Genomic DNA, 25,910 nt, shown 5'->3' with positions numbered 1-25,910 from the left:
CGTTAACAATGGAAAGTGGTCATATTTTTATGGCAACTAGAGTGGTACCACGGGATAACTATGCTCTCGTCTCTATATTTAGAGACGGGGGCTTTTTTTATCTTCATTCGGTAAAATCTCTTACCTCATTGGTGCGAGATGAAAAGGAGATGTGGTCCCTTTTCAGTGAATGACAAACACCTACCGTATGAAGATAAAGCCTCCGGCGGATGTCACGGATTTTTAAAGGAATGAATTGTGCTGGCACAATTCAAAATCCGGACGCATTGTTTATCTGTAGCGACAGCTACAAAATGTTTACTGCGCGAAAGCGAAGCGACAGCTACAATTACGCCAAGGCGAAGTTGATTTTACTTGAGAGGAGAACGAACATGAATACACAAATCGCGAAAAGCATCGCTGTGGCATTAAATAACGAGCTATCTGTCAATGACATTCAAAATTTACTAGAAAAACCGAAAAATTTAGACCTAGGGGACTTGGCATTTCCGTGCTTTACTTTAGCAAAGAAATTAAGAAAATCTCCTAACAGTATCGCATCCGACATAAAAAACAATTTAAGCTGTGACTTAATACAAGAGGTTCAAGTAGTAGGTGGATATGTCAATATATTTTACCATCAGCCAACGATTACGCATCAAGTGCTTAGCCAAATAGTAAAAGAAAAAAATTTATATGGGACTCAGCAGGAATCGAAGGGAAATGTAGTGTTGGATTTTTCTTCACCTAATATAGCGAAGCCTTTTTCCATGGGCCATTTACGTTCTACAGTGATAGGCAATGCTTTGGCCAACATTGCCAAGAAGAATGGCTATCAAGCAATCCGCATCAATCATTTAGGTGATTGGGGAACACAGTTTGGTAAGTTAATCGTTGCTTATCGAAAATGGGGAGATCAAAAAACGATTGAAGCCGCCCCAATAGAGGAATTGTTAAAAATTTATGTAAAGTTTCATGAAGAAGCGGAACTGGAGGATACACTCAACGAACAGGCTCGTACCGCGTTTAAAGCATTAGAAGATGGGGATGACGAGGCGTTAGCGCTTTGGCAATGGTTTAGAGATGCATCACTAGAAGAATTCAAGTCCATTTATCAACTACTTGGGATAAACTTTGATTCATTCGCTGGGGAAGCGTTCTACAATGACAAAATGCCTGCTGTTGTTAAGGAGCTGGAAGAAAAAGGGCTACTTGTACAATCTGATGGTGCCTATGTTGTTGAAATAGACAAAATGCCTCCATGCTTAATTACTAAAACAGATGGTGCTACGCTATATGCTACACGTGATTTAGCAGCCGCTTTTTATCGTAAAGAACAATATGATCCTGAAAAAATATTTTATGTTGTAGGGAATGAACAATCTCTTCACTTTAAACAACTATTTAAGGTCATTGAGAAGATGGGGTACGATTGGGCAAAGGATTTACAGCATGTGACTTTTGGTATGATTCTAAAAGAGGGTAAAAAATTGTCCACTCGAAAAGGAAAGATCGTTTTATTAGCAGATGTATTAAAAGAAGCGATTGCTACAGCGAAGCGAAATATCGAAGAGAAAAATCCTAATCTAATGGATAAAGAGAACGTCGCATATCAGGTTGGTGTAGGAGCGGTTATTTTTAATGATTTAAAAAATGATCGTCTTCATGATATTGAGTTTTCTATTGAGCACATGATGAATTTCGAAGGTGAGACAGGGCCATATATTCAATATACGTATGCACGTATCTCATCTCTTTTGGAGAAAGCAAATGAACATAGTTATGAAGTATCGTTCGAAGCATTGGGGGAGCATGCATGGCCAGTTATTTTATTGCTGGAGCAGTTTCCGAAGATAATTTCAACCGCTTTTGAGCAAGCAGACCCATCGCAAATTGCAAAATATGCCTTACAATTAGCACGTCAATTTAATAAATATTATGCGCAAAATAAAGTATTGGTCGAAGACAGCCAAAGAACATCAAGATTAGCCTTTTGTCATTGTGTAGCTGTTGTTTTAATAGAATCGCTAGCATTATTGGGAATAGCGGCGCCTAAAAAAATGTAAGGACTATTCATAAATGCCATGAAATTGACCGATACTAGAAAAAATGGTAAAAGGAAATAGTAAGAATTCGGAAGTCTGACAATAATGTTAGATGTCGGTTGAATTTTTAACCGTATTAATAGAGAGAAGGTTTTTAGAAAGTATGGAGAAAAAGCACTGGAGTGTTTCCATGGTACTTGTAGTTGTTAGTATTTTCTTCGTTGCGCTCAATTTGCGACCAGCAGTCACTGGAATAGGGCCACTATTTAATGTACTTTTGGAATCACTCCATATATCAAATACAAAAATGAGCTTTTTGACATCTATTCCGGTGTTTTGTATGGGACTCTTTGCACCATTCGCGGTACCATTACAAAGAAAACTCGGAACAAAAACAGCTATTACGTTCTTAATAGCTATCCTGGTTTTAGCAAATGGGCTACGTTTTTTAAAAGAAAGTTATGTATTACTTGTAGTCACAAGCTTTGCTGCAGGATTTGCTATTGCACTTATTGGACCCATATTAAATGCTTATATAAAGAAAAAATTCCCGAACCGTTTTACTACGGTGGTAGGTATTTATTCATTTGGAATAGGAACAGGGGCAACATTGAGTGCAGCACTAACATTACCATTTTATAGTCATTTTCATGAGAGCTGGACAATGGCGCTTGGTAGTTGGGCAATACTTGCTATTATTGCTCTTTGTATATGGGTACTAGCAATACAAAATCAAGAGCTGCCAGAGACAAGTGTATTAACAAAAGATGCAGCACGAAATCCTTGGAAAAATGTCCGTGCTTGGACAATCTTAATTTACTTTGGCATACAGACATCTTTGTTCTTCTCGATAATGTCCTGGTTAGCACCGATATTACAGGCGAAAGGCTTTTCCCTTGTCGCTGCAAGCTCTATGCTAACATTTTTGTCTATTGTACAAATGATTGGAAATATTTTGGTCCCTATACTAATGGAAAAATGGTCGAGTCGAATCAGTTGGCTCTTTTCCTTAAGTATTTTAGGTATGGTTGGCTTTGTGTTACTATGGCTAGGCTCAGGATCTTTATTATGGATTGCGGTATTAATAATAGGTATCGTTTTAAGCGGATTATTTCCAATTGGTTTATTGTTACCATTGGATGAGGCAAGAAATGACGAGGAGGCAAATAGCTGGTCATCTATGGTGCTTTCAGGTGGCTTTATGATAAGCTCCATTATCCCTATACTTATTGGCTATTGCTATGATGTGACTGGAAACCATACATTTACCTATATGATTTTTTTAATATTAATGATGGGTATTATAGCTACTACAATTATGCTTAAGAAAAAATAATGTCGAGACATGCGCTAGTGTACGTGCATGTCTTTTTTTAGATAGTGCTATTAGGCATGAAGAAAGCCGATTTCGCCTTGTTTTATATGGCCAGTATTAATTTTAGTAAAGAAACTTTTTAACTTTTTATATGAGTTAATTTCATAATTCTAATCCCTTTAGTATCAAGGGTTCTAAAACAATAAAAAACGGGCACCTCCCCAATTCGGTATAATGGTAGCGACTAAACTAAACCATACTGAATGAGGTGAATGCCCTATGACTATTGTAAAACAAATGAGCCTATTTGGCATCCAAGAATTATTGGAAATGGAAAGTTCACGTCGATTTGATGAAATTTTCGCCACTTTCGACGTGCAGCCCGTTTTTCAGCTGTTTTCCAAAAAGACGTTACGTGGTGCCCCACGTGAATTAAATTACGGCGCGATGATACAATCACTCATTATTCGTATTGTCGAACGGATTCCAACAATCAAGGATTTAATCAAGCGTTTAGTCAACGATCCTTTATTTCGATTCGATTGCGGTTTTCTCGTTTCAGACGTGGTTCCATCTGAAGCGTCTTATTCACGTATGATCGATGTCATCAGTCAATCAGATGTTCTCGACCACATGCAAGATACATTGATTCAAACTGCCTTTATAGAAGGCTTTCTTTATGATGAACACCTCGCGATTGATGCCACACATTTTGAGTCACGTGATGCGGCAAAGCCCTCGGAGAAAAAAGAGCCTGTACCACCAAAAAAACGTGGACGAAAATCAAAAGAAGAACGCGAGGCTTGGCTTACGGAACAAGCAGAAATCAAAGCCAACCAGTCAGCTTATGAAAAAGAGATCAAGGACCAACTCGATACATCACTAGAAACATTGTGGCAAGATGCGCCCATCGAACCGAATTGGGGCATTAAAAAGAACAGTGATGGCAAAAACACGTTTTGGTTTGGCTTTAAGGGACATCTCGCGGTGGCTACAAAGAGTCAATATATTGTTGGACGCCTTATGACATCTGCCAATTTGTCGGATAGTAAAGCAGCGATTCCTCTTTTAAAGAAAGGAAAAGACCTATTTCTAGAACATTTTACGACCGCTATTTTGGATGCAGGGTATGATTACGAGCCCATTTACAGTCAATTACATACGTATCAAATGCGTGCAGTTATACCATATAATGTCCGCAATGAAGGAGAGTACCTTGGCTTTGATGAACATTTCAGACCGACCTGTGTACGTGAACACAGCTACTGTTACGACAGCTTTGATGAAAAGTATCGAACACTAAAATTCACCAAACCAAAGGAATGTGTAACCTGTCCGTTACGTAATGATTCCCTCTGTCAGAAGGTTTTCAAAATCAAATGTGACACGGATATACGAAAATTCACGTATCCAGCACGTGACTCTGAACTTTGGAAACAACTGTATAAAGAGCGCACAGCCGTTGAACGTGTGAATGCCTATTTAAAACAATATTTTCAGTTAAACAACATCCGTCACAGAACAGGAAGAAAAGCCAAACTTCACTTCAACCTGGTGACGTTTATTTATAATGCCTGTAAATTAGCGGTGGATCGTTTGAATGCATTATTACAATCACAAACTCAAGCAGCATAATTTTTAAAAACGTAAATTTTCTTAATTGGAGCAGTCTAAGCTCTTGAAAAAAGTGATTTATGAAATTGATTCATGTAGTTAATTTTTCATTATAATAAAACAATCATAAAGACCTACAATAATTTTATAGGTTCTAGTTGCTTCATTGTTACTTTATCGACTAGAATGATTATGTGTCTTTTTTGTTTTAGGTTATACTTACATATCTATCGTTTCTTGTGCTCTAATGCATTTGGGTAGTTCTTAAAGTTGATATTCTGCAATTCCAACCCCAACGCTTCACCACTACGAATATCAGTATAGGTAACTGTCAGTAGAAGACTAATATTCATCATATTTTCATGCAACATCGTCCACAAATGATATCACTTGTTATTGGAAATGATCGTCAGGTAATGTTTGTATTTGAAGGATTCGATAAGACCTCCTGCATGAATAATTATTTTGAAAAATACCTAGACTGAAGCGACCCTCTAGGTTTGCTACGAACTCACGTTGAAATGTAAAACCGTAAATAACTTTCTACATATGTCATGACGACTCTTTCAAGAGATGAGCATGACTATAAAAGAAGAGACACGAATGGAAATTTTATCTATCGGAGGTATATTATGGGTAAGGGCTTAATAAGGTCAGCCATTTTAATAATAGTAGTTGTACTAGGGATAGTAAGTTATTATTTTATAACAGAAATTAGAAATGAAATGGTGCATAAAAAACTTGTAGAAAACTATGAAAAGCCAATTCCTGATAAAAATATAAATGAGGAATATGATGTTATTGTGATTGGTGGAGAACCAGAAGGAGTTGCTGCTGCAGTATCATCAGCTCGTAATGGTGCAAAAACACTGCTAGTAGAAAATCGTGAGGAATTAGGAGGGCTATTTACGTATGGAATGCTAAATTTCCTTGATATTCCTCGAAATGATGCTAAGCGACCAGTCAGTATGGGTCTTTTTAAAGAATGGCACGATCTTGTTAGAGGGAAAGATGCATTTGGAATTTTAGATGCTAAAGCTGCCTTTAAAAAGCTTGTTGATGACGAACCAAATTTAACGCTTTCTGTACAAACAGAAGTTATAAATGCCAATCTTGACAAAAATCAGCTGACATCAGTGAAATTAAAAAATAAATATGGTACGTATGTTGTGAAAGGCAAGGCATTTATTGATGCTACGCAGGATGCCGATTTTGCTGCAATGTCAAAAGTTCCTTTTTTCATGGGTGGAGAAGATATAGGCATCAAGGATAAAAGAATGGCTGTTACCTTGATGATTCATTTAAAAAATGTTGATTGGGATAAGGTGAAGGAAGAAGCAAACGCAAATACTTTCGGTGGGGCTCACCTAAATGATTCAGTCATGTGGGGATTTACAAAGCTTCATGATGATTATAAGCCAGTAGAAGAAGGTACGAGATTGCGAGGCTTGAATTTAGCAAAAGTAGATGATGAATATTATATTAACGCTTTACAAATTTTTGGAATCGATGGTTTGAATAAACTTTCCAAACAGGAAGCAATCGAAAAAGGAAAGAAAGAGACAAAACATATTTTACAATATTTACATGAGGAGTTTCCTGGCTTTGAAAATGCAGAAGTTGTGAGTTATCCGGAGGAACTATATGTCAGAGAAACAAGACATATAAGGGCAGAGTATCAATTACCGATGTCCGATGTTTGGAAGAATAGTGATCATTGGGATAGCATTGGCTTAGCTGCGTATCCAGTTGATGTACAAGCGCAAACACCTCATGATTATGGATATGTTATTTCTGCTCCAAATCAATATGCCATTCCTTTCCGTTCTTTAGTACCTAAAGAAATAGATGGCTTGCTTGTTGTGGGTCGTTCTGCTGGCTATTCATCGCTCGCAGCGGGAAGTGCACGTGTCGTTCCAACGGGTATGGTGACAGGAGAAGCAGCGGGAGCAGCGGCAGCCTTAGCGATTAAAGACGACGTAACCTTTAGAGCAATGAGTAAGAACAAAAAACTCATCAATACGTTAAGGGAAGATTTAAAAAAACAAGGGGCTTTAGTAGATCCATTTAATATGGATTATCCATATAAAGGTGAATGGTATGATAAATCTATTCAAACATTAATCAATTACGGACTCGTTGTTGGTGGTTATTCGAATGACTTGCATGTAGAAGATTCAGCAACAAAGATTAAGTTTGCGAAAATGCTTAAAGAGGGTATTCAACGTGTCAGTCCTGAGAAAATGAAAGAGCTAGGAGACAAGCTGGATATCGTTATCTATAAAGTAGCTAAAGAAGAAAATAGCAAAATTACGAGAGATGAAGTTGCAGAATTCTTGACTGAAGTATTAGTAGGCAAATCAAGTGCAAACAATTGGGATTTATTGATTGAAAAAGGGATTATCAGCGAAAAATTAGGAAAAAGAATTTCTGACAACAAAAAACTAAAATTAAAAGAGATGTATGCCATTATGGCTGATGTCATCCATTATGCAGAAAAGGAACATTCCCACTTATGAGGAATGTTCCTTTTCCTTATCATCATCTTGAATTTTAAATATTGACACTTTATGACAAGTTGCATTAATGAAAGAGAGAAGCTTGTCTTTTTTATAAATAATATTTTAAGCGCAGGATATAAGGCGTTTTTCATAGCAAATCTAAAAAAGAATAGATTTTTCTAGGTATTACGAATTGAATAAAAGGTAAGAGAAGTATTTTTATAATATGTAACCATTAATAATATTATTATGTAAACTTGAAACGTATAAAAACCTTGTTTATGATAGAGAGGAAAGTTTTTTAAAGAAAGATGTTTAAAGAAAGTTTTGGTGAATGTATGCGGAAAAAGATGCTCATTCTTGGAGCAACAGCTTTATTATTAACAGGCTGTGGAAATGAAACATTGGCAGAGGTGTTTCATACTAAAAAGACTGATGTAAATTCGGAAAAGAATGTGACGAAGCAGCAAGAAAAAATTGTACCGGAAGTAAAGGTAGTTGGGGAGAATGGAATCGGTGCAGGAGTCATTTTTAAAAAAGAAGACGCTAAGCTCTATATATTGACAAATGGTGGGCTCGTAGCGTCAAAGCCAGCTGCTCTCGTACAATTTAATAATGATAAACTGATGGAAGCCGAAGTGCACTATATATCTACAGCTTTTAATATAGCCATTTTGGAAGTTGAATATAACGCATCGGTTAATATGCCAACCATCTATAACGGTGAAATAAATCAGTTAGCTGTTTATGTCGATAGTTTACCGTATATAATTAAAAAATATAGTGACAACGTAGCAGCCTATTACATAGATGCAGAAGAAAAAACACTTATAGGGAGCCCAGTTCTAGAAGCAGAGAATGGTGAACTTGTGGGCCTCTATTTTAAACGCAAGCAAAACGGTGTATCTCAGCCATTTATATTGCCATATAAAGATATTGTAGAGTTATTGGATGAACGGATCTCAGGTAAAATGAAGCCAAGTGATCGACTAACACAATCCCAAAACTTATATCCATATATAGAACAGGGCGATAAAGAAGCGGTTCAGCAAGCTATTAACCAATATGGGAAAAACATTTTTGCTTATAATGCCGATGAAATAAAGCTGTACTTAGATACATTTCATAAGCATTTAAAAGGAGCTGTTGAGATTCAAGATGCTAGTGTCATGAAACCTTTCGTAGGTAATGACGATTTACAAGGCACATTGGATAACATGGTTGCATACTATGCCTCCAAGCAAGCGAAAATTAATTTTACCAATACTTCAATTAAAAACATCAGCATGAAAGGACAAAATATTGTTGTTCGTGCTAAATCAGAATATGTTCTAACAAATTCTGCTGGGCAAGAGGCACTTGCGAACTCTATGATGGTATATGAAATAAATAAAAATGAACAAGGCGAGTATAAACTTATTCGTCTAACAACTGAGGAGTGAAAAGTTGGATGGAGCAAGCAAGACAAATGCTACAACATCATTTTGGCTATGATTCATTTCGCAATGGACAAGCACCAATTATTGAACAAACATTACGAGGTCAATCAAGTCTTTGTGTGATGCCAACTGGCGGAGGGAAATCAATTTGCTATCAAATTCCGGCACTAATGCTAGATGGCCTTACAGTCGTCATATCTCCTTTAATTTCTCTTATGCAAGATCAGGTAGAAGCATTACGTGCTGCAAATATCCCAGCCGCGTATATTAATAGTACCTTAACCGTGCAAGAAGTGAATGAAACGATGCAGTTAGCGAGTGCAGGCTATTTAAAGCTTCTTTATATAGCGCCTGAGCGATTGGAAAGTGTAACATTTTTACAAGTATTATCGAATTTATCTGTACCTTTACTTGCTGTGGACGAGGCACACTGTATATCCCAGTGGGGTCATGATTTTAGACCAAGTTACCGAGCAATCCAAAAATTATTTACATTGTGGCCGCAAAAGCCAACTGTCTTAGCTCTTACAGCAACAGCTACACCAGCTGTATGTGATGATATTAGACAATTATTAGACATTGATGAGCAATCAACTGTGATTACCGGTTTTTCGCGCGATAATTTATCATTCTCTGTGTTAATCGGAGAAAACAAAGAGCGCTACATTAAAAACTATTTAATGAAAAATAAAAATGAAGCGGGCATTATTTATGCAGCTACCCGAAAGGCTGTAGACGCAATCTATGAGCTTTTAAGTCGCTCTGGTGAAGCTGTGGCAAAATACCATGCAGGTCTGTCAGAGGACTTGCGTATGTCAGAGCAGGAGCGCTTTTTAAAAGACGAAGCGCGCATTATGGTAGCTACCAATGCGTTTGGGATGGGTATTGATAAAAGTAATGTACGTTTTGTTATTCATTATCAAATGCCTCGCAATATGGAGAGCTATTATCAGGAAGCGGGACGTGCAGGACGGGATGGCTTGCCAAGTGAGTGTATATTACTTTATGCATCAGGTGATGTTCAAACACAGCGCTTTTTAATTGAACAAACGCAGGATGAAACACGAATTGCGCAAGAATTAGGAAAGCTACAAACGATGGTTGATTATTGTCATACTGAAGGCTGCTTACAAAACGCTATTTTAACGTATTTTGCTGAAGATGCAGGGGAGCCTTGTAGTCGTTGTAGTAACTGTAATGATGGACGGGAAGTCAAAGATGTGACGGTAGATGCACAAAAAGTATTAGCCTGTGTCGTAAGGATGGGGCAAAAATTTGGTAAGACAATGGTGGCTCAGGTGTTAATTGGCTCCAAAAACCAAAAGGTTATTGAATTTGGTTTTGCAAGGCTGTCTACCTATGGCATTTTAAAAGGCCAATATTCCTCAAAGGATGTGTCAAACTTTATTGAGTTTTTAATTGCTGAAGGCGTACTTGCCGTTAAACATGGCACGTTTCCAACAGTATATGTACCAGAGGAAGGAAAAGAAGTTCTACTTGGAAATCGACAGGTCATGCGAAAAGAAGCAGTTACTGTGCGTAAGCTTGTAGACAATGATCCGTTATTTGAGCACTTACGATTATTACGTAAAGAGATCGCAGACGAGGAAAAGGTACCACCATTTGTTGTGTTCTCTGATAAAACATTACGTGATTTATGTGACAAAAAACCGAATGAGCTTGAAGATTTACGACATGTTAGTGGGATTGGTGAAGTAAAATTCGAAAAATATGGAGAGCGTTTCTTCAATGCTCTTCAATCTTTTTTGAAAACAGTTTAAAGTGATAAAGGAAAAAGGGAAGTGCTTAATTCAAAAGAATAAAGCACTTCCTTTTTATTCGTAAAGTATTACAACTCGTTATTTCTCCCAAAGCTCGATCAATCGACCTTCAGGATCTTTAATCCAAATAAACTTTCCATATTCACTAATCTCTTGTTTTTTTTCAAGAGGTACACCAATATGTTCAAGATGCTTAATCATCTCGTTTAGGTCATGTACTTGGAAATTTAACATTACTTGTTGTTCTGTTGGAAAATAACTGTCATCTTCGGGAAAGAAAGAAAAGATCGTCTCATTTCCTAATTGAGGTTTAATCACGGCCCCATTCCAATTTTCCATTTCAATATTCAACACTTCACTGTACCATTTTTTTACTACATCAAGATTTTTAGTTCTCCAAAATATTCCTCCGAAACCTTTTATCATCGTAACTAACTCCTGTCTGTCTTGAAAATTTTGATTTTCGATTGAATGTTAAGTTCCTTCTTCAACTATATCGCTCCGTTAGTTGAAGTGCAATTTTAACATAAATATCCATAAAAAATCACCGCTAAGAAAAACTAAAGAGATGATTACAGTATCGAAGCAAAAATTAAAAAACCCGGGAATAAAATCCCGGGCATGATTCTCACTTACTTATAGTGCTCCATGACACACTGCCTCGCTTCCGCGTTGTTCTTAAATTTTAAGACAACTGTGCTTTAGCTTCATTCAGCTTTGATGGTCCTTCTGAGTTACCGGTCAGCCCCACTCATCGGGTTAACCCTCCTTGTCATTGGATTTGAAGTGAAATCTTTAATAGTATAGACCGTTCATTATTTTCTATGCACGTTTATAAAAAGGAAAAAAATCCAAAGGCTATACTTTCCAACATAAATACGTCCTTAATCACCTTAGGCTCCCATATGTCTTTTGTACGAAAGAAATGCGACAGCAACAACAGGGTGTCAGTTAGCCGTTATCGTATGAAGAAAAACTAAAGAGGTGATTACAGTAACAAAAAACAAAAATAAAAAAACCCGGGAAAATATCCCGGGCATGATTCTCACTTACTTATAGTGCTCCATGACACACTGCCTCGCTTCCGCATTCATCTTAAATTTTTAAGACACTGTGCTTTAGCTTTTTCAGCTTTGATGGTCCTTCTGAGTTACCGGTCAGCCCCACTCATCGGGTTAACCCTCCTTGTCATTGGATTTGGAAGTGAAATCTTTAATAGTATAGACGGCTTATTATTTTTTATACACATTTAAAAATTAATGAAAAAAACTATTTCGAAAACTGTAATACCTTTAGTAAATAGGTGATCGGCAATCAAAATGTAAGTTATTTCTCCCAATGCTCAGCGATGAACTGATCTCGACCGGAAAGTGCTCGGTCCTTCTGATAATGCTCTGACTCTTTTTTATAAAAGTCTTGGTGATAATCTTCTGCAGGGTAGAAGTACTTGGCATCGCGAATTGTTGTTACAATAGGTTTATCAAAGCGACCACTTTTTGCTAGCTTTTCCTTGGATGCTTCTGCAATGCGCTTTTGCTCATCTGAATAGGTAAAGATCGCTGTTGTGTATGATTCACCACGGTCGTGGAATTGCCCGTAAGCATCCGTTGGGTCGATTTGTATCCAGTAAATATCAAGGAGCTGCTCATAACTAAAAACGCTAGGGTCAAATTCAATTTCGACTACTTCTAAATGGCCAGAAGTACCTTTTTTGACATCCTCATAAGTAGGGTTGTCTAAATGGCCACCCATGTAGCCCGAAGTGACCTTATGTATACCATCCCATTCAACAAATGGTTTTACCATACACCAAAAACAACCGCCAGCAAAGGTAGCTTTCTCAATCATGTTCATCATCCTTTCTTTCGTGAAAATATTATAGCATTATTTTGTTCATTACTGGCAAATTAGGTGTAAAATAACCTATAAGTAATTGTTGATAGGATTCGTAACATCATATAAAATGAACCTTTCTTTATGTTGAATCGTTACATTACTATAAAAAATAGAGGAGTTAAAAGTTATGGAAGAGCAAGATTATTCAAGACGCTCGCAGCGCCCCAAAAAACGCCGCATGCGTAAAGGGAGAGCATTGTTCACATTGTTATTACTTTGTGTCATCGTTATTGCAGGTTATTCCGTTATGCAATATCGAAGTGGACTCAAATTGGCAAGTGATACAAAGGTTGATCAAGAGGATTTCGCCGGTGATACAGTAAAAGGCGATGTTGAGAACTATTTATTATTAGGGATAGATACTCGTGGTGAAGAAAAATCACGAACAGATACAATGATGGTATTATCTTGGAATAAAAAAACAAATGATGTTAAGCTCGCATCATTAATGCGAGATATTTATGCGGATATTCCTGGTTATAAATCATATAAGCTTAATACTGCATACTATTTAGGCGGTGTCCAATTATTAAAAGATACGATTGGTAATATGTTTGGCGTTCCAATTCATCATTATGCTATTATCGATTTTAAAAATTTTGAATCACTTGTAGATATTCTTGCGCCACATGGTGTTGAAATCGATGTAGATAAGGATATGTCCGAAAATATTGGAGTTTCTTTAAAACAAGGTGTGCAAAACTTAAACGGAAAAGAATTACTTGGCTTTGCTCGATTCCGTCATGATGCTGAAGGGGATTTTGGTCGAGTAGCACGTCAGCAAAAGGTTATCGAAGCGTTAAAGAATGAAGTTTTATCACCTCAAAATATGTTGAACTTACCAAAATTCGTTGGTGCAGCACAAGGGTATATTACAACGGACTATTCTTCAGCAGGAGAGATTCAACAAGTGCTGAAAATGGTGTCGAAAGGTAAAGTAAAATTAGAAAAAACAACTATTCCAATTGAAGGTAGTTATAGTTTCAGAAACATTAGTGGTGTTGGTGATTCAATTATTATTGATGTAGAGAAAAATAAAGAGTTTTTAAGTAATTTTTTAGGCATTTCCCTAGAGTGATTTTTCGCAAAATCCAACATTATCCTGTACTATATGGATAAAGGATTTTTAATGGGGTGAGTAGATGGAAAAAGAAAGACCAAAAGAGCGTTCAAATTTCTTTTCAACGAAGTTTATTCGCTTTTTAGGTGGAAAAAACTTATTTTTTACACTGATTGTTTTATTATTGATAGCTTGTGTTATTTTCATGTTCCAAAAAGTATCCTTTATATTTACCCCGCTTAAAGTTTTATTTGAGGTAGTTATTCTACCAGGGGTACTGGCCAGTATTGGGTATTATTTATTACGTCCAATAGTAGGGCTATTCGAAAGATGGCGTATCCCAAGAGTTTGGGGTATCTTTCTTCTATATATAATTCTGATTGGCATAATAACGTTATTAGTAGTACTTGTCTATCCGTTTTTACGAGACCAGTTTACTAATTTAGTACAGGAATTCCCTGGGTATTTTATGGCATTTACACAAAATATCGCTGATTTTTTTAATAATTCACGTATCAACGAGTACCTAGATAAAATTAATTTAAACTATGATTCAATGGTTAAGAATTTTACTACGGATACGGTGGAGACGGTAAAAGATACAGCTGCGAATATAGCGCAAGGCGTGGCATCTGGTATTACTGGCTTCGTTTCAACGTTAACAGGAATTGTTTTATCATTAGTAACAGTGCCATTTATTTTATTTTACTTACTAAAAGATGGCGAAAAACTACCGAGCTTTATTTTAAAAATATGCCCGCCACGTATCCGTAAAGAAGTACATGAAATTTTCCACGATATGGACAAGCAAATTAGTTCCTATATTCAAGGACAAATTTTAGTGTCAATGTGCATTGGTGCCATGGTGACTATTGGCTTTTTGATTATCGGTATGAAATATGCCTTATTGCTTGGTTTTCTTGCTATGATCACAAGTGTGGTTCCATACTTAGGGCCAGTTATCGCCATAACTCCAGCGGTCATTATCGCTCTTGTAACATCGCCATTCATGCTATTTAAGCTAGCCATTGTTTGGACAGTCGTACAACTCATTGAAGGGAAGTTCATTTCTCCTCAAATTATGGGTAAATCACTTAGTATCCATCCAATTACAATTATTTTCGTGTTATTAACGGCTGGTTCTTTATTCGGCGTTCCAGGTGTTATTTTAGGGATTCCGGGCTATGCCATTTTTAAAGTGCTTGTGACACATTTATTCAAGCTATTTAAACAGCGTTATAATCGTTACGAGGATGAGATCCATCAAAAATATGATGTGTAAGAAGAGACAGTTACTGCGAAAGTGCAGTAGCTGTTTTTTTTAGGCTATGTTAAAAACTAAACTAAATTGTAATATTTATACTGGACTATTCGTTCCGGAAATATTATACTATTTTTATTGAAAGGAGGAATTAACCATCGGACGTTCAAAAGAGTTTGATAAGGAGTGGGTACTCCATAAGGCAATGTTAGTTTTTTGGGAAAAAGGCTACGATGCAACAAGTATTCCGGATTTGTTAAAAGCAATGGAATTAAGCAGATCAAGTTTGTACGAAACCTTTACGGACAAACAAACACTTTATATTGAGGCAATACACCAATACAAAAAATTCAATCAAAATAAACGCAATCTCTTGGTAAATGCACCTTCCGCGAAAGTTGGAATACGCCAGTATTTTGATCAGCATATTTCTTCTGCATTTGATGATGATTTGCCCAAAGGATGTTTGATTACAAAAGCAAGCATTGGTTTGGATTCACCGGATGAACAACTAAGTATATTGATACGAGACAGCTTTGAGGAATTAGAACTGTCTTTCTATGAACTTTTAAGTAAAGGACAGCAGGTGGGAGAAATCGATCCCAAGAAAGATATTAAGGCTATATCACATTTACTGCTTAACCTAAATCACAGTATCAAAGTAGTATCCAAGGTGAAAAACAACAAAAAAATTATGTATGACATGATGAATACTGTAATTGAGATGCTATAGACAAATTTTTTTAATATTAACGGAACGATCATTCCAGTAAATACGACTTTAATAAAGTGAGGGAGAGTTTTCTATGAGTTCAATCGCAAAACAAAAAATGGAGAAACCTGTTTCATCGTGGATTATACTCATTCTGGCTATAGCTTGTGGAGTGATTGTTGCTAATCTCTATTATGCACAGCCCTTAGTAGGACCTATCAGTTCTACACTCGGATTATCTTCCGGGGCAGCGGGTCTCATCGTCACGCTGACTCAAATTGGTTACGGAATCGGATTGTTATTGATCGTTCCTTTGGGAGATATCCTGGAAAACCGAAAACTTGTTGTTACTTTATTGCTCTTTACTGCAGTCGTATTGGCGATTGCTGCAGTGGTCAAAAGTGCTACGTTATTTCTTGTAACTTCACTGTTTATCGGGATAGGCTCAGTAGCAGCTCAGGTACTAGTACCGTATGCAGCACATCTTTCACCCGATGCCACCCGCGGCCGAAATGTGGGTAATGTTATGAGTGGTTTGTTACTTGGTATTATGCTCGCTCGTCCGATATCAAGTATTGTGGCTGAGTTTATGGGCTGGCGTGCTATATTCGTTTTTTCCGCTGCAATAATTTTTGTTCTGGCTCTTGTATTAGTAAAGTTACTTCCTACAAGGCAGCCGATGACAACAACACAATATCCAAAACTGTTGGGATCTATGTTGCATTTACTCAAAACGACACCAGTCCTGCAACGAAGAGCAATTTATCACTTTTGTGTATTCGGAACTTTTAGTTTGTTCTGGACAACTGTTCCGTTGTTATTGACCAGTCCAATTTTCGGTTATTCCCAAAAAGAAGTTGCATTGTTCGCATTGGTAGGAGTATCTGGGGCGGTAGCTGCACCTGTGGCTGGCCGTCTAGCTGATAAAGGGTGGATTCGACCAGCTACAGGATTAGCTTTAGCTTTAGTTATCATTTCAGTAATTTTACCTATTATGATCCAAAGCGGCTCTACATTAGCATTAGTAATCTTGGTAGTTTCGGCCATTATTCTAGATATGGGAGTTTCCGCTAATCTGGTCCTTGGTCAACGCGCTATTTTCTCATTGGGAGCAGAGATTCGAAGCCGACTTAATGGTTTATACATGGCCATTTTCTTTGCTGGCGGTGCTATTGGTTCTGCCACTGGAGCATGGGCATACGCCGTGGCTGGCTGGAAAGCAGCATTATTAATTGGAATAGCTTTACCGACCATTGCAATGATTTATTTCGCGACCGAAAAAAAGTAATTGAACTACCTGTGTTGATAGTTGAAAAGAGCAATAAAATGGGTATGCTGCAAGCTATATTGCGGTAAATTCATGTTTAACTTGTTTAGGAGAAGGTAGACTTTGTTGTTGCTCATCAAGTTTATTTATGCGTTCTCGTTTCTTGAAGAGGTTGAAGCTACATAAATGCCACTAGATAGGAGATGGGGAAATGTTATTTTTCGAAGGGGAACACATAAAAAATATTTTATTTCAATCTTGGTCGTTAGAATCAAGTTCTAAGTGGACTATAAAGAATCCTGCAAAGGGGCAATGCGGTGTAACAGCACTAGTGATAAATGATTTGTATGGAGGAAAAATACTTAAGACAGAACTTGAAGATGGATGGCATTTTTATAATGAAATCAATGGAAAACGTTATGATTTTACAGAAAGCCAATTTTCTAGTTCTATTGAATATATGGATGTTCCTTCTAATAGAGAAGAAGCTTTTGCTGATACAAATGACAAACAATATAATTATTTAAAGAAAAGAGTAAACGAAAAAATAACAAATAAATAGTAATTACCTTCCTTCGAATATTTGTATTCGGAGGTTTTTTGTAAGGTAACTCTTCGTATCCCGATTCTTTTTTTAATATATCCATGCCTTTTACTATCATCATGACTCACATATATAATAGGAGGATTTACAGAAAAACAATTATAGAATTAATAAATGATTCCGAGTAAATCAACCTGGACAATCTAGATTATAAACTGTAAGATTAGATGTTGATCAAATTTGATAGCATAGAATATATAGAAAAAGGTGTTAATTTTTGAAAATCAATAAAAAATTCGAACCATTAATTTTTAGTATCTTTATGATATTAGGTATATCCAGTATTATTTCTTTCGTTATGACTTCAATGAATGTTGGATATACAGTTTTATTCCTTAAATCATGGTTGAAAGCATGGGGAATTGCTTTTGTGGTTGCATTTATAGCTTCTAACTTACTACCTTTTATAGTTAAAAAGATAATGAAAATGTTCACATTTATCGAGAATGAAGCTTAAGAATAAGATGAAATACTACCTCACTATTAAATAAGTCATCATAATATTAATTCAAATCCATAGACAAAATTTTTTTGAAAAAGATCAAACTTCGGACTCTGTCAAACCAGTCCTCCTAATCATTAAGAAAAACAACATTTAAAGGTTTAAATCGCTCCCATATATCCATTTCTTAATGCTACTTTCATTGATCAGCACAAACTGTTGATCCATGAAAGCCTGCCTTATTATTCTTATCCAATCATTATATTAGCCTCAAATACAATATTTTTGATTCACTATTTTAATCATGTATTTATCTAGTAATTTCTTTATTTTGCATGACATTTGAAAGAAAAATATGCTAGCAGTATCCATTCAATTTAAATCTGGAGTAAAATAGGGTGGTGGAGGTATTTATGGATATTTGTAGAATAATTCAACTGGAGGTGTTATATGAAAAAGGTGTTATTAACAATCGGAATAATTGTTTTCCTTGTTGGAGCATTCGTATTTTACAACAAACTCTATCTTCCTCCACTCCCAATAGAAAATATAAGTAAAAAAACAGTTATTGAAAAAATTAATGATTCTGAGACTCAAATGGTTAAATTGTCGAACGAAAACGGTCAAGAATGGTATGTAATAAAGGAAAGAGATACATCTGTAGCTGATGAGATGATCAAAGAAATGCTTGATCAAATCGGTTGGACTTTCAAAGAAAAGGATGGAAATGGACTCTTTTTTGAAAGACATGGTGAAAATTTGATTGTAGCGACACAAAAGTGGACTGAAGACTATGTGTTAGTGAAAATACCAGTCAATTTTAACGAATAAGAGCTTTTTATAAATGAAACTTATATAAAGGAGGGTATTATGGGATATATAAAGGATTTGCGTAAGGTAGTTGGAACTCGCCCCTTAATTATGTGTGGCGCCTGTCTATTGGTCATTAATAATCGTCAACAGGTGTTATTACAGCTTCGTATTGATAATGATTGTTGGGGACTAATTGGGGGTTCGATGGAGCTTGGTGAAACATTAGAACAGGTTGCTCATCGAGAATTATTTGAGGAAACAGGATTGAAGGCAAAAAATCTGAAAATGATCAATACTTATTCTGGACAAGATTTTTATTATCAATATCCACACGGTGATGAAGTTTATAATGTTGTTACTGCATTTGAATGTAAAGAATATAGTGGCCACCTTGTTCATGATCAAAATGAGGCAACGATGCTACAATTTTTCTCTTTAGATGATTTACCTAAAAATATTAGTCCTCCTGATAGACCGATACTTGAAGATTACATAAAAAGCTATAGCAAAAACCCTTCCAACCATTAAAGTTAGAAGGGTTTTCATGTTATTTATATGATTATTTTTGTGATGTAACTTGCACTTGTGCTAAACGATCAACAGCTTCCTGTAACAATTCTTTTGGTTGTACTAGTGCTAAACGTAAATAGCCTTGTCCAGCTGATCCAAATACTGTACCAGGGACTGTTACGATACCAGCTTGTTCAATTATTTTAAAGGCTAGCTCTGTGCAGTCAATATCGAATGGATACTTTGCCCAAACGAACATGCCACCGTCAGAAGGGGCTGCATCCCATCCTAAGTCACGTAAGCCGTTCATTAATGTTTTATGGCGTTCTGAGAATGTTGCACGTAGTCCAGCTGTAATTTCTTCTGCGTTATCAAGCGCTACGACCGCAGCATCTTGAATTGGCTCGAAAATACCGAAATCTAAATTTGATTTTAATTGTTTTAAAATCGAAATCATCTCAGCATTACCTGCGATATAAGCGATACGTGTACCAGCAAGGCTAAAGCTTTTCGATAAAGAATTAATCTCCATCCCAACTTCTTTTGCGCCAGGAGTTGATAGGAAGCTAATTGGGCCATCACCAGTAAAGTAGAACTCAGAGTAGGCAGCATCATGTAGAACGATGATGTTATATTTTTTCGCAAAGGCAATGACTTTTTCAAAATAGGCGATTGAAGGCATTGCAGGCACAGGATTACCTGGTAAGTTTAAAATTAGTAGTTTAGCTTTTTGCGCAATCTCTTCAGGAACAGCGTCTAAGTCTGGTAAATAATCGTTGTCAGCTGTTTGAGGCATATAGTAAGGAGTTGCCCCTGCTAGATGAATCCCTGCATCATAGGCAACGTAAGCTGGGTTTGTGGATAATACGATATCTCCTGGGTCACAAAAGGCGATTGGTAAATGCACTAATCCCTCTTGAGAGCCAATTGTTTGAATAATTTCTGAAGCGGGATCTAAATCTACATTGCTACGGCGTTTATAATAACGACTAACAGCTTCATAAAAACGTTGTGTACCTGTTAATGTATACCCGTAGGATTCTGCTAAACCCGCTCTATACGATAAATGCTCACGAATTTTTGCGTCAGGGGGTAGGTCTGGACTACCTAAGCTTAAGTCAATCATTTTCATGCCTTTAGCTTCCTGTAGCTTGGCATGATTTTTTAAATCTCCAAAAATTGCTGGTGTAAATAAAGACATTTTTTTAGATGGTACGATTTTCAAACTAGTACACTCCTTATAGTTATATAACAGAATAGTAGTTCACATTTTATCATACTAAAGCACATAAAGGGAAAGTTATTCTGAAAAAAGAATATATTTCTAAATTAAAGAAGATGTGTGCATAGTCTAGCGGAATCGGAAAGGAGTACGTTGTGCTTGCACAAAGCCGATTTCGGACGCATTGTTTATCTGTAGCGAAAGCAAAGCGACAGCTACGATTATGCCAAGGCATAATCGATAATAATGGGAATAATAATATTGACGGAAAAATTGTTACGTTTCTGCTATCATGAAATGGAAAGGAGCTGTTTGTCATGAATGTTTATTCTTTAAGTGGTCCAAGTGGAACAGGGAAAAGTACAAGCGCACTTGTTTTCGCACATAAAATCGGCGTAGAGGCTCTTATTGATGATGGTCTTCTAATTGTAAATGGTGTGAAAGTAGCGGGAATCTCCGCAAAATTTGAGAAAAATACGATTACAGCCGTTCGACGAGCTATTTTTACAGATGATACACACTGCGAGGAAGTAAAAAAAGCACTTGATACATATAAGGTACAGTCGATTTTATTGATCGGGACGTCCGATAAAATGACAAAAACGATTGCCCGACAGCTAGAGCTTGGTCCTATCGATAAATATTACTATGTTGAGGATGTACGTTCCCAAAAAGAAATTGCCAAAGCTCGTTTTATTCGGCAGACACAAGGGAAGCACGTCATGCCAATACCGTATCGACAAGTCGAACAAAACTTTTTTAAACGACTCGTTCAAAGAGGGATAGAGATTTTCACTTCGAAGCGTGAAAAAATAGGGGAAACGACGATTGTTCGTCCTGATTTTCAACAGGAGTATATCGATATTGGGAAGCATGTTTATGTGCAGTTACTAACATATTGTTGCGCCAAACAAGATATTGTACATAAAGTTGAACACGTACAATTCGTATTAGGTGATCTAGCGCAAGCAACGATTACATTACAGCTAAAGCTACCCACTAATTATTCCTTACCAGAACGATTGTATGCATTACAAAAAATGATACAGGATGAATTTCATCAGCATTTTGGTTATGAATTGGATGCGATTCATCTCCATATTAAGTCAGTAGAATTAAAGCGAAAATCTTAAAAAACAGGTACTCCATTCGCATGAGAGCGAGCAGAGTACCTGTTTATTATTTTGATTGACGCATAAATAGCGGCTGACGTTTTTCTACAAAGGCACGGCAGCCTTCTGCAAAATCATTTCCGACAAACGGTGTAGACCCTTGCCATAGTGTTGGTACACTGTCCACGCATTCTTGTACAGATTTCTTAACGGCAAGTAAAGATTCAGGTGACATTCCTGCCACAAGCTTGCCCATACGAATCATGTATTTATTTAAATCTTTTTCAGTTACTAAGTAGTTAAGCATACCAATCTTGAATGCTTCTTCAGCTTTAAACATACGACCGGTAAATACTAAATCCTTTGTTGTTGAAGGGCCAACTAGTTGAACTAAGCGCTGTGCAAATTTGTTATTTAAAGTGATACCTAATTTACCGACAGGGATACCGAGCTTTGCTTTTTCAGAGCCGATGCGAATATCACAAGCTAATGCAAGCTCTAAACCAGCTCCCATTGCAGGACCGTTAATAACACCAATCGTAGGAATTGGTAAACGCTCGATTGTGGAAATAGTTTTTTCCATATGTACAAATGCTTCTTCAGCTTTTTCAAGGGAAATTGCGTTGAATTCTTTAATATCAGAGCCGGCCGTAAAGTTTTCACCAGAGCCGCGTAAAATTAATACTTTATTTTTCGGATTATCTAATACTTGTAGGGCAATTTTAGCTAATTGATCCCACATATTTGCTGTTAGTGCGTTTTTAGCCTGTGGTCGATGGATCGTAATGATCGCTAGCCCCGCTGTTTCTTGATAAATAATTTTTGCGTCTTCTGCTTCAAGTCGAGTTGTTTTTACTTGCATACTTGAAAAGCCCCCTACATTTTATAGTTGATAAACTTATTATATAACACAAACGGTTATAAACACTAAATTATACGAATTTTCATGTAAATTAGGCCTGTTATACAAAAATAGAGGCATTTTAAAGAATTTGTACTACAACAGGGTGAGTGGAATTACTATTGTAAGAAAGCAAAGAATGTGAGACACTGCTATAGGAATATTTGTTTCTTCATTGTAAAAGGAACTATTAAGAATAGAAGCGGGTTAGTGAAACTTTAAGACAGATTATCCGACATTACAATTTATATTAATTTATTGTAAACGTACGCACCCAAAATATAGTAAACTAAAATAAACACACGCACAGTTATATAAGGAGGGAACAAGATGGTCACATTAGTGGAGGCATGGAACAGCTATTTATTACTATTAAATTCTTTAAAGAAAAGTGCTGCTACCAAAAAGCAGTACAATATAGATGGACAGCAATTATTAGCGTTTGCTCATGAGAACAACTACATGAATGTGGATCATCATTTGAAAGAATTATTATTTACATATAGTAATTATTTAAAAGAAGCCTACACAAATGTCAACACATTTAATCATAAAATTGCTACAATACGAGGCTTTGTAGACTTTGTCTTTTTAAGAGAGTGGGTGGAGCCATTTGACTATGAGGGCATTTTACAGCCAAAAAAGAGGCAAAAAGAGGCTTTAACATTACTAACAAAGAAACAATTAATGCAAATTGCGAATGTCTGGCCAACTTATTTTCAATACGCTAAAACAATGGAGCATGCTTGGCTAGCAAGACGTAATGGCTGCATTGTCCAACTACTTATGGAAACAGGATGTAAGCCAGCGGAGCTTGTACGTATAAAATGGTCTCATATAAACTTCGACTCATCGGCTGTTTTCATTTCTAACAATAATGGTCGTAGAGAAATAAAGCTTTCTCCAATATTAATGAACATGCTCATGCATTTTAAAGAAGCGACAGAGGAATTTCATGAAGAAAAGTTGGGAGAATGGGTTTGGGTGAGCGAGGCTAGTCAAACAAAAGCCATCTCAACGAAAACAATTGAGCGAATTTTCCAAACGATCTCAAAGGATATCGGCACAAATGTAAGAGCCACCGATTTGCGCTACACCGTCATGCAAAAGGCATTTCAAAGTGAAAAAACAATCGAAAATATTCAGGAAAAAATGGGCTATGTACGAAAATGGGTGCTTACTGAAAGACATGGGCGTTTTGAATAAAGATGGATTGTTTATTATATTTTATCATTATAAAATACGCCTCTTGAAAATATTTGAAAAGGTATGTGAACTGATTGTTTTGCATGCCTTTATAAATGAGGTAGGTTCCGAAAAATGGTTATAGATAAAACAGTAAAAAAGTAGAGGAGTTCTTTTATGAATGCTCCTCTACTTTTTTGTAAAGGCTGTTTTCGAAAGATTGTTGCTATTCAATTACGGAGCAATTTAGTTGAACAATAGTCATTAGTTTTTTTCAATAATCGGGCCATATTGCGGAGCAGCGCTTAAATATCTATATAGAAGAGATTGTGTAATGCACTTTTTCAAAGAGTTATAAAGCTCATGTACACTAAACTTTTTCCATGGGAAACATAGGTTAAAAACCTCATGGAAATAAAACCAATATTTTGTATACTAGGATAGATTTATTTTTAATATAGTTGGGATTTTCACTGGAGGTAGCTAAAATGTTTTTCAAAAGAAAACCGAAATTAAATGAGAAGACAATCAAGGAACTCTTACAGAAACTAGAAACAACATATACTGATAAGGAAATCGAAAAATTGTCGAAAATGTTTCATCCCGACCATCGTGATATTTCCTTTTTAAATCACTTTTCTCTCATGATGAACTTTCAAATTTACAATATTACATCTGAAATTCTCAACTTCGAAGTATTGGATATGAATGAGGAGGAGGCAAGTTTTACATATACGCGGAAACATATGTTTACATGTATAAATAAAGAGGATGAAAACGGGACAAACCCGAACAATATATCCAGCTACTATGTCCAGCTTAAGGTAGAAAGTAAAACAATTTGGATCATGAAGTATGCAAGATACAGTGAGCTTTTTTTGGATCTTGAAGGAAAAATTCTACCGGATGAAAAGGCGGTTGTGCCACCGGGGGCCGTGTACTTGGACAATATGAAGCGCTTTATTGATATTATTCATCTTGAGCATTTTAAGCCAGCTACCTATCTTACATATACCGATAGTGAGTTCATCGGCTACTATCCCGAAAAGGAGCGCTATACCTATCGGACATCGGAAAAGCTTACCTTCGATTACTTTCAAAAGATGGATGCTGGCTCGATAGAAGAACATACAAATGCGTATATTGAGGGAAATACCCTGGAATATAGTGATATCCTGATGAAGGAGGAGAATTTCTCTATCATTGAATCAAAATTCAAGGGCAGCACCGGAATACAGCATGAACTGGTTTTGAGCATGCTTGCCCCGGATGGGTTCTTTATGGTCCGTTTCTTGAAAAGTCGCAACGCTCCCATTGAGGAGGAATTGCGCCATCGTCTAATAGAACAGATGAAGATCGCTACGACAAATCTTGACGTTTCCGTTTGACTGGCTGTCATTTTTGAGAGCGTGAAAATTATAAAGTCATCCAAAGTTACCTTTATTGTCAAAATATTCGAGAATGATATTTGAACTCGGTTTTGAATTATTTTTTTCACCTTACAACTGGACCCTATATATTATGAAAGTGAAAAACATTGTGAAGGTTTTCACTTAAACTAACGGGTGCTTCTTATTATATAGTTCAGCCAGAACTTTCTGGTTGAACTTTTTTTATTTAGATTTAATCTATCAGTAGCCAGGGTAGAACGTACGGGTGCGAGGGACATTGATCCCGTCAACTAAACTGTTCACCCCCTACTTGTAGAAATAAGTTTGAGGCTGGTTGGGACTTATATCTCGAATAACAAGCGAAGCTATAATACTACTTCTTCAATGGGTATATGTGTTATTTAAGAGAAAAGAAGCTTTCCTTGATTTGCATTAATTTATTAAATCGACTATTTTACGGAAACCCTTCCGCGATACACTTGAAGGGTTATTTGGTATGCCCAAAAACAGTATAACATAAAGGAAAGTACCATTTTACAAATAGATATTGACAACCTATTAGCTGGTTTAGTTGTAGAAGATAGCCAAACTAGAAGCAACAATCTTTGGAACAGCCTTTGTAAAAAACTTCATTTATTATCTTAGGCTTTCACTTTAGAATACAACTTTAATTGATACTACATGTTTTAAATCAGGTGTTAAAATTTACGAAATATAAGATTATGTACCAAAATTTCTTTTGATTTAGGTGAAGGTTCTTGCCAACTGATAGCGATCATCCGTAGTGGAAATCAACCTAGCAGTTTAATAAATATGGTTAAAATTAGTTAATCAACACACATGGTTTGAGATCAAAAATC

The 25,910-nt window shown here is 36.4% G+C and carries 21 protein-coding genes and 1 other annotated feature (1 of these 22 running past the window's edge); of the genes, 17 read left to right on the top strand and 4 right to left on the bottom strand.

Features of this window, described 5'->3' with window-relative positions:
- Positions 1-77, top strand: a binding site (T-box leader) (it extends 144 nt beyond the left edge of the window).
- A 294-nt stretch (positions 78-371) separates the two neighbouring features.
- The 6 genes from argS (at position 372) to recQ (ending at position 10,674) form a co-directional block, all read left to right on the top strand.
- A complete protein-coding gene (gene argS / locus JNUCC51_RS24520) occupies positions 372-2,045 on the top strand; it encodes an arginine--tRNA ligase (protein ID WP_337990198.1) in 1,674 nt (557 codons plus the stop codon).
- 169 nt (positions 2,046-2,214) lie between these two features.
- Complete coding sequence (locus tag JNUCC51_RS24515; RefSeq protein ID WP_337990197.1) at positions 2,215-3,360, top strand: MFS transporter; 1,146 nt, start codon at positions 2,215-2,217, stop codon at positions 3,358-3,360.
- Between the two features lie 258 nt (positions 3,361-3,618).
- Entirely contained in the window at positions 3,619-4,974 is a 1,356-nt protein-coding gene (locus JNUCC51_RS24510) for a transposase (RefSeq protein ID WP_337990196.1), read from the top strand.
- A 611-nt stretch (positions 4,975-5,585) separates the two neighbouring features.
- Positions 5,586-7,472, top strand: coding sequence for an FAD-dependent oxidoreductase (locus tag JNUCC51_RS24505; protein WP_337990195.1), 1,887 nt, complete (start codon positions 5,586-5,588; stop codon positions 7,470-7,472).
- A 320-nt stretch (positions 7,473-7,792) separates the two neighbouring features.
- The gene (locus JNUCC51_RS24500) at positions 7,793-8,896 is read left to right on the top strand and encodes a TcaA NTF2-like domain-containing protein (RefSeq protein ID WP_337990194.1); all 1,104 of its coding nucleotides are present in this window, start codon (positions 7,793-7,795) and stop codon (positions 8,894-8,896) included.
- Positions 8,897-8,904: 8 nt separating this feature from the next.
- Entirely contained in the window at positions 8,905-10,674 is a 1,770-nt protein-coding gene (recQ, locus tag JNUCC51_RS24495; RefSeq protein WP_337990193.1) for a DNA helicase RecQ, read from the top strand.
- Positions 10,675-10,752: 78 nt separating this feature from the next.
- Here the strand turns inward: recQ and JNUCC51_RS24490 are convergent, their stop codons facing one another.
- Together JNUCC51_RS24490 and msrA are read right to left on the bottom strand one after the other, a co-directional pair.
- Positions 10,753-11,100, bottom strand: a complete 348-nt coding sequence (locus JNUCC51_RS24490; protein ID WP_100541920.1) for a VOC family protein — start codon at positions 11,098-11,100, stop codon at positions 10,753-10,755.
- A 900-nt stretch (positions 11,101-12,000) separates the two neighbouring features.
- Positions 12,001-12,522, bottom strand: coding sequence for a peptide-methionine (S)-S-oxide reductase MsrA (gene msrA, locus JNUCC51_RS24485; protein ID WP_337990192.1), 522 nt, complete (start codon positions 12,520-12,522; stop codon positions 12,001-12,003).
- A 175-nt stretch (positions 12,523-12,697) separates the two neighbouring features.
- Here msrA and JNUCC51_RS24480 point away from each other — a divergent pair, with 175 nt between their 5' ends.
- From JNUCC51_RS24480 to JNUCC51_RS24445, 8 genes are all read left to right on the top strand, one after another.
- Positions 12,698-13,648, top strand: coding sequence for an LCP family protein (locus tag JNUCC51_RS24480; RefSeq protein WP_337990191.1), 951 nt, complete (start codon positions 12,698-12,700; stop codon positions 13,646-13,648).
- A 64-nt stretch (positions 13,649-13,712) separates the two neighbouring features.
- Positions 13,713-14,912 (top strand): AI-2E family transporter, encoded by a 1,200-nt coding sequence (locus tag JNUCC51_RS24475; protein ID WP_337990190.1) that lies wholly within the window; start codon positions 13,713-13,715, stop codon positions 14,910-14,912.
- A 184-nt stretch (positions 14,913-15,096) separates the two neighbouring features.
- A complete protein-coding gene (locus tag JNUCC51_RS24470; protein ID WP_337990189.1) occupies positions 15,097-15,624 on the top strand; it encodes a TetR/AcrR family transcriptional regulator in 528 nt (175 codons plus the stop codon).
- 73 nt (positions 15,625-15,697) lie between these two features.
- A complete protein-coding gene (locus tag JNUCC51_RS24465; protein WP_337990188.1) occupies positions 15,698-16,891 on the top strand; it encodes an MFS transporter in 1,194 nt (397 codons plus the stop codon).
- Between the two features lie 190 nt (positions 16,892-17,081).
- Positions 17,082-17,432 (top strand): YunG family protein, encoded by a 351-nt coding sequence (locus tag JNUCC51_RS24460; protein WP_337990187.1) that lies wholly within the window; start codon positions 17,082-17,084, stop codon positions 17,430-17,432.
- Positions 17,433-17,691: 259 nt separating this feature from the next.
- Complete coding sequence (locus JNUCC51_RS24455) at positions 17,692-17,931, top strand: DUF2798 domain-containing protein (protein ID WP_337990186.1); 240 nt, start codon at positions 17,692-17,694, stop codon at positions 17,929-17,931.
- Between the two features lie 435 nt (positions 17,932-18,366).
- Positions 18,367-18,747, top strand: coding sequence for a hypothetical protein (locus JNUCC51_RS24450; RefSeq protein ID WP_337990185.1), 381 nt, complete (start codon positions 18,367-18,369; stop codon positions 18,745-18,747).
- A 39-nt stretch (positions 18,748-18,786) separates the two neighbouring features.
- Positions 18,787-19,257, top strand: coding sequence for an NUDIX hydrolase (locus JNUCC51_RS24445; RefSeq protein ID WP_337990184.1), 471 nt, complete (start codon positions 18,787-18,789; stop codon positions 19,255-19,257).
- A 31-nt stretch (positions 19,258-19,288) separates the two neighbouring features.
- On the opposite strand, the gene JNUCC51_RS24440 is transcribed toward JNUCC51_RS24445, so the two are convergent.
- Positions 19,289-20,464, bottom strand: a complete 1,176-nt coding sequence (locus tag JNUCC51_RS24440; protein WP_337990183.1) for an aminotransferase class I/II-fold pyridoxal phosphate-dependent enzyme — start codon at positions 20,462-20,464, stop codon at positions 19,289-19,291.
- Positions 20,465-20,778: 314 nt separating this feature from the next.
- Between JNUCC51_RS24440 and JNUCC51_RS24435 the strand changes: the two genes are divergently transcribed.
- On the top strand, positions 20,779-21,594 hold the full coding sequence (locus JNUCC51_RS24435) for a hypothetical protein (protein WP_337990182.1): 816 nt from the start codon (positions 20,779-20,781) through the stop codon (positions 21,592-21,594).
- A 46-nt stretch (positions 21,595-21,640) separates the two neighbouring features.
- Here JNUCC51_RS24435 and JNUCC51_RS24430 read toward each other — a convergent pair whose 3' ends face one another.
- Positions 21,641-22,435, bottom strand: a complete 795-nt coding sequence (locus tag JNUCC51_RS24430; protein ID WP_337990181.1) for an enoyl-CoA hydratase/isomerase family protein — start codon at positions 22,433-22,435, stop codon at positions 21,641-21,643.
- A 369-nt stretch (positions 22,436-22,804) separates the two neighbouring features.
- Here JNUCC51_RS24430 and JNUCC51_RS24425 point away from each other — a divergent pair, with 369 nt between their 5' ends.
- Both JNUCC51_RS24425 and JNUCC51_RS24420 read left to right on the top strand, forming a co-directional pair.
- On the top strand, positions 22,805-23,680 hold the full coding sequence (locus JNUCC51_RS24425) for a tyrosine-type recombinase/integrase (protein ID WP_337990180.1): 876 nt from the start codon (positions 22,805-22,807) through the stop codon (positions 23,678-23,680).
- 467 nt (positions 23,681-24,147) lie between these two features.
- A complete protein-coding gene (locus JNUCC51_RS24420) occupies positions 24,148-25,047 on the top strand; it encodes a hypothetical protein (RefSeq protein WP_337990179.1) in 900 nt (299 codons plus the stop codon).
- Positions 25,048-25,910: the final 863 nt, after the last annotated feature.

This window comes from Lysinibacillus sp. JNUCC 51, from assembly GCF_015999525.1.
GTDB lineage: Bacteria > Bacillota > Bacilli > Bacillales_A > Planococcaceae > Lysinibacillus > Lysinibacillus xylanilyticus.
The sequence above is the reverse complement of the archived record's forward strand: the minus strand, read 5'-3'. Positions and strand labels throughout refer to the sequence as shown.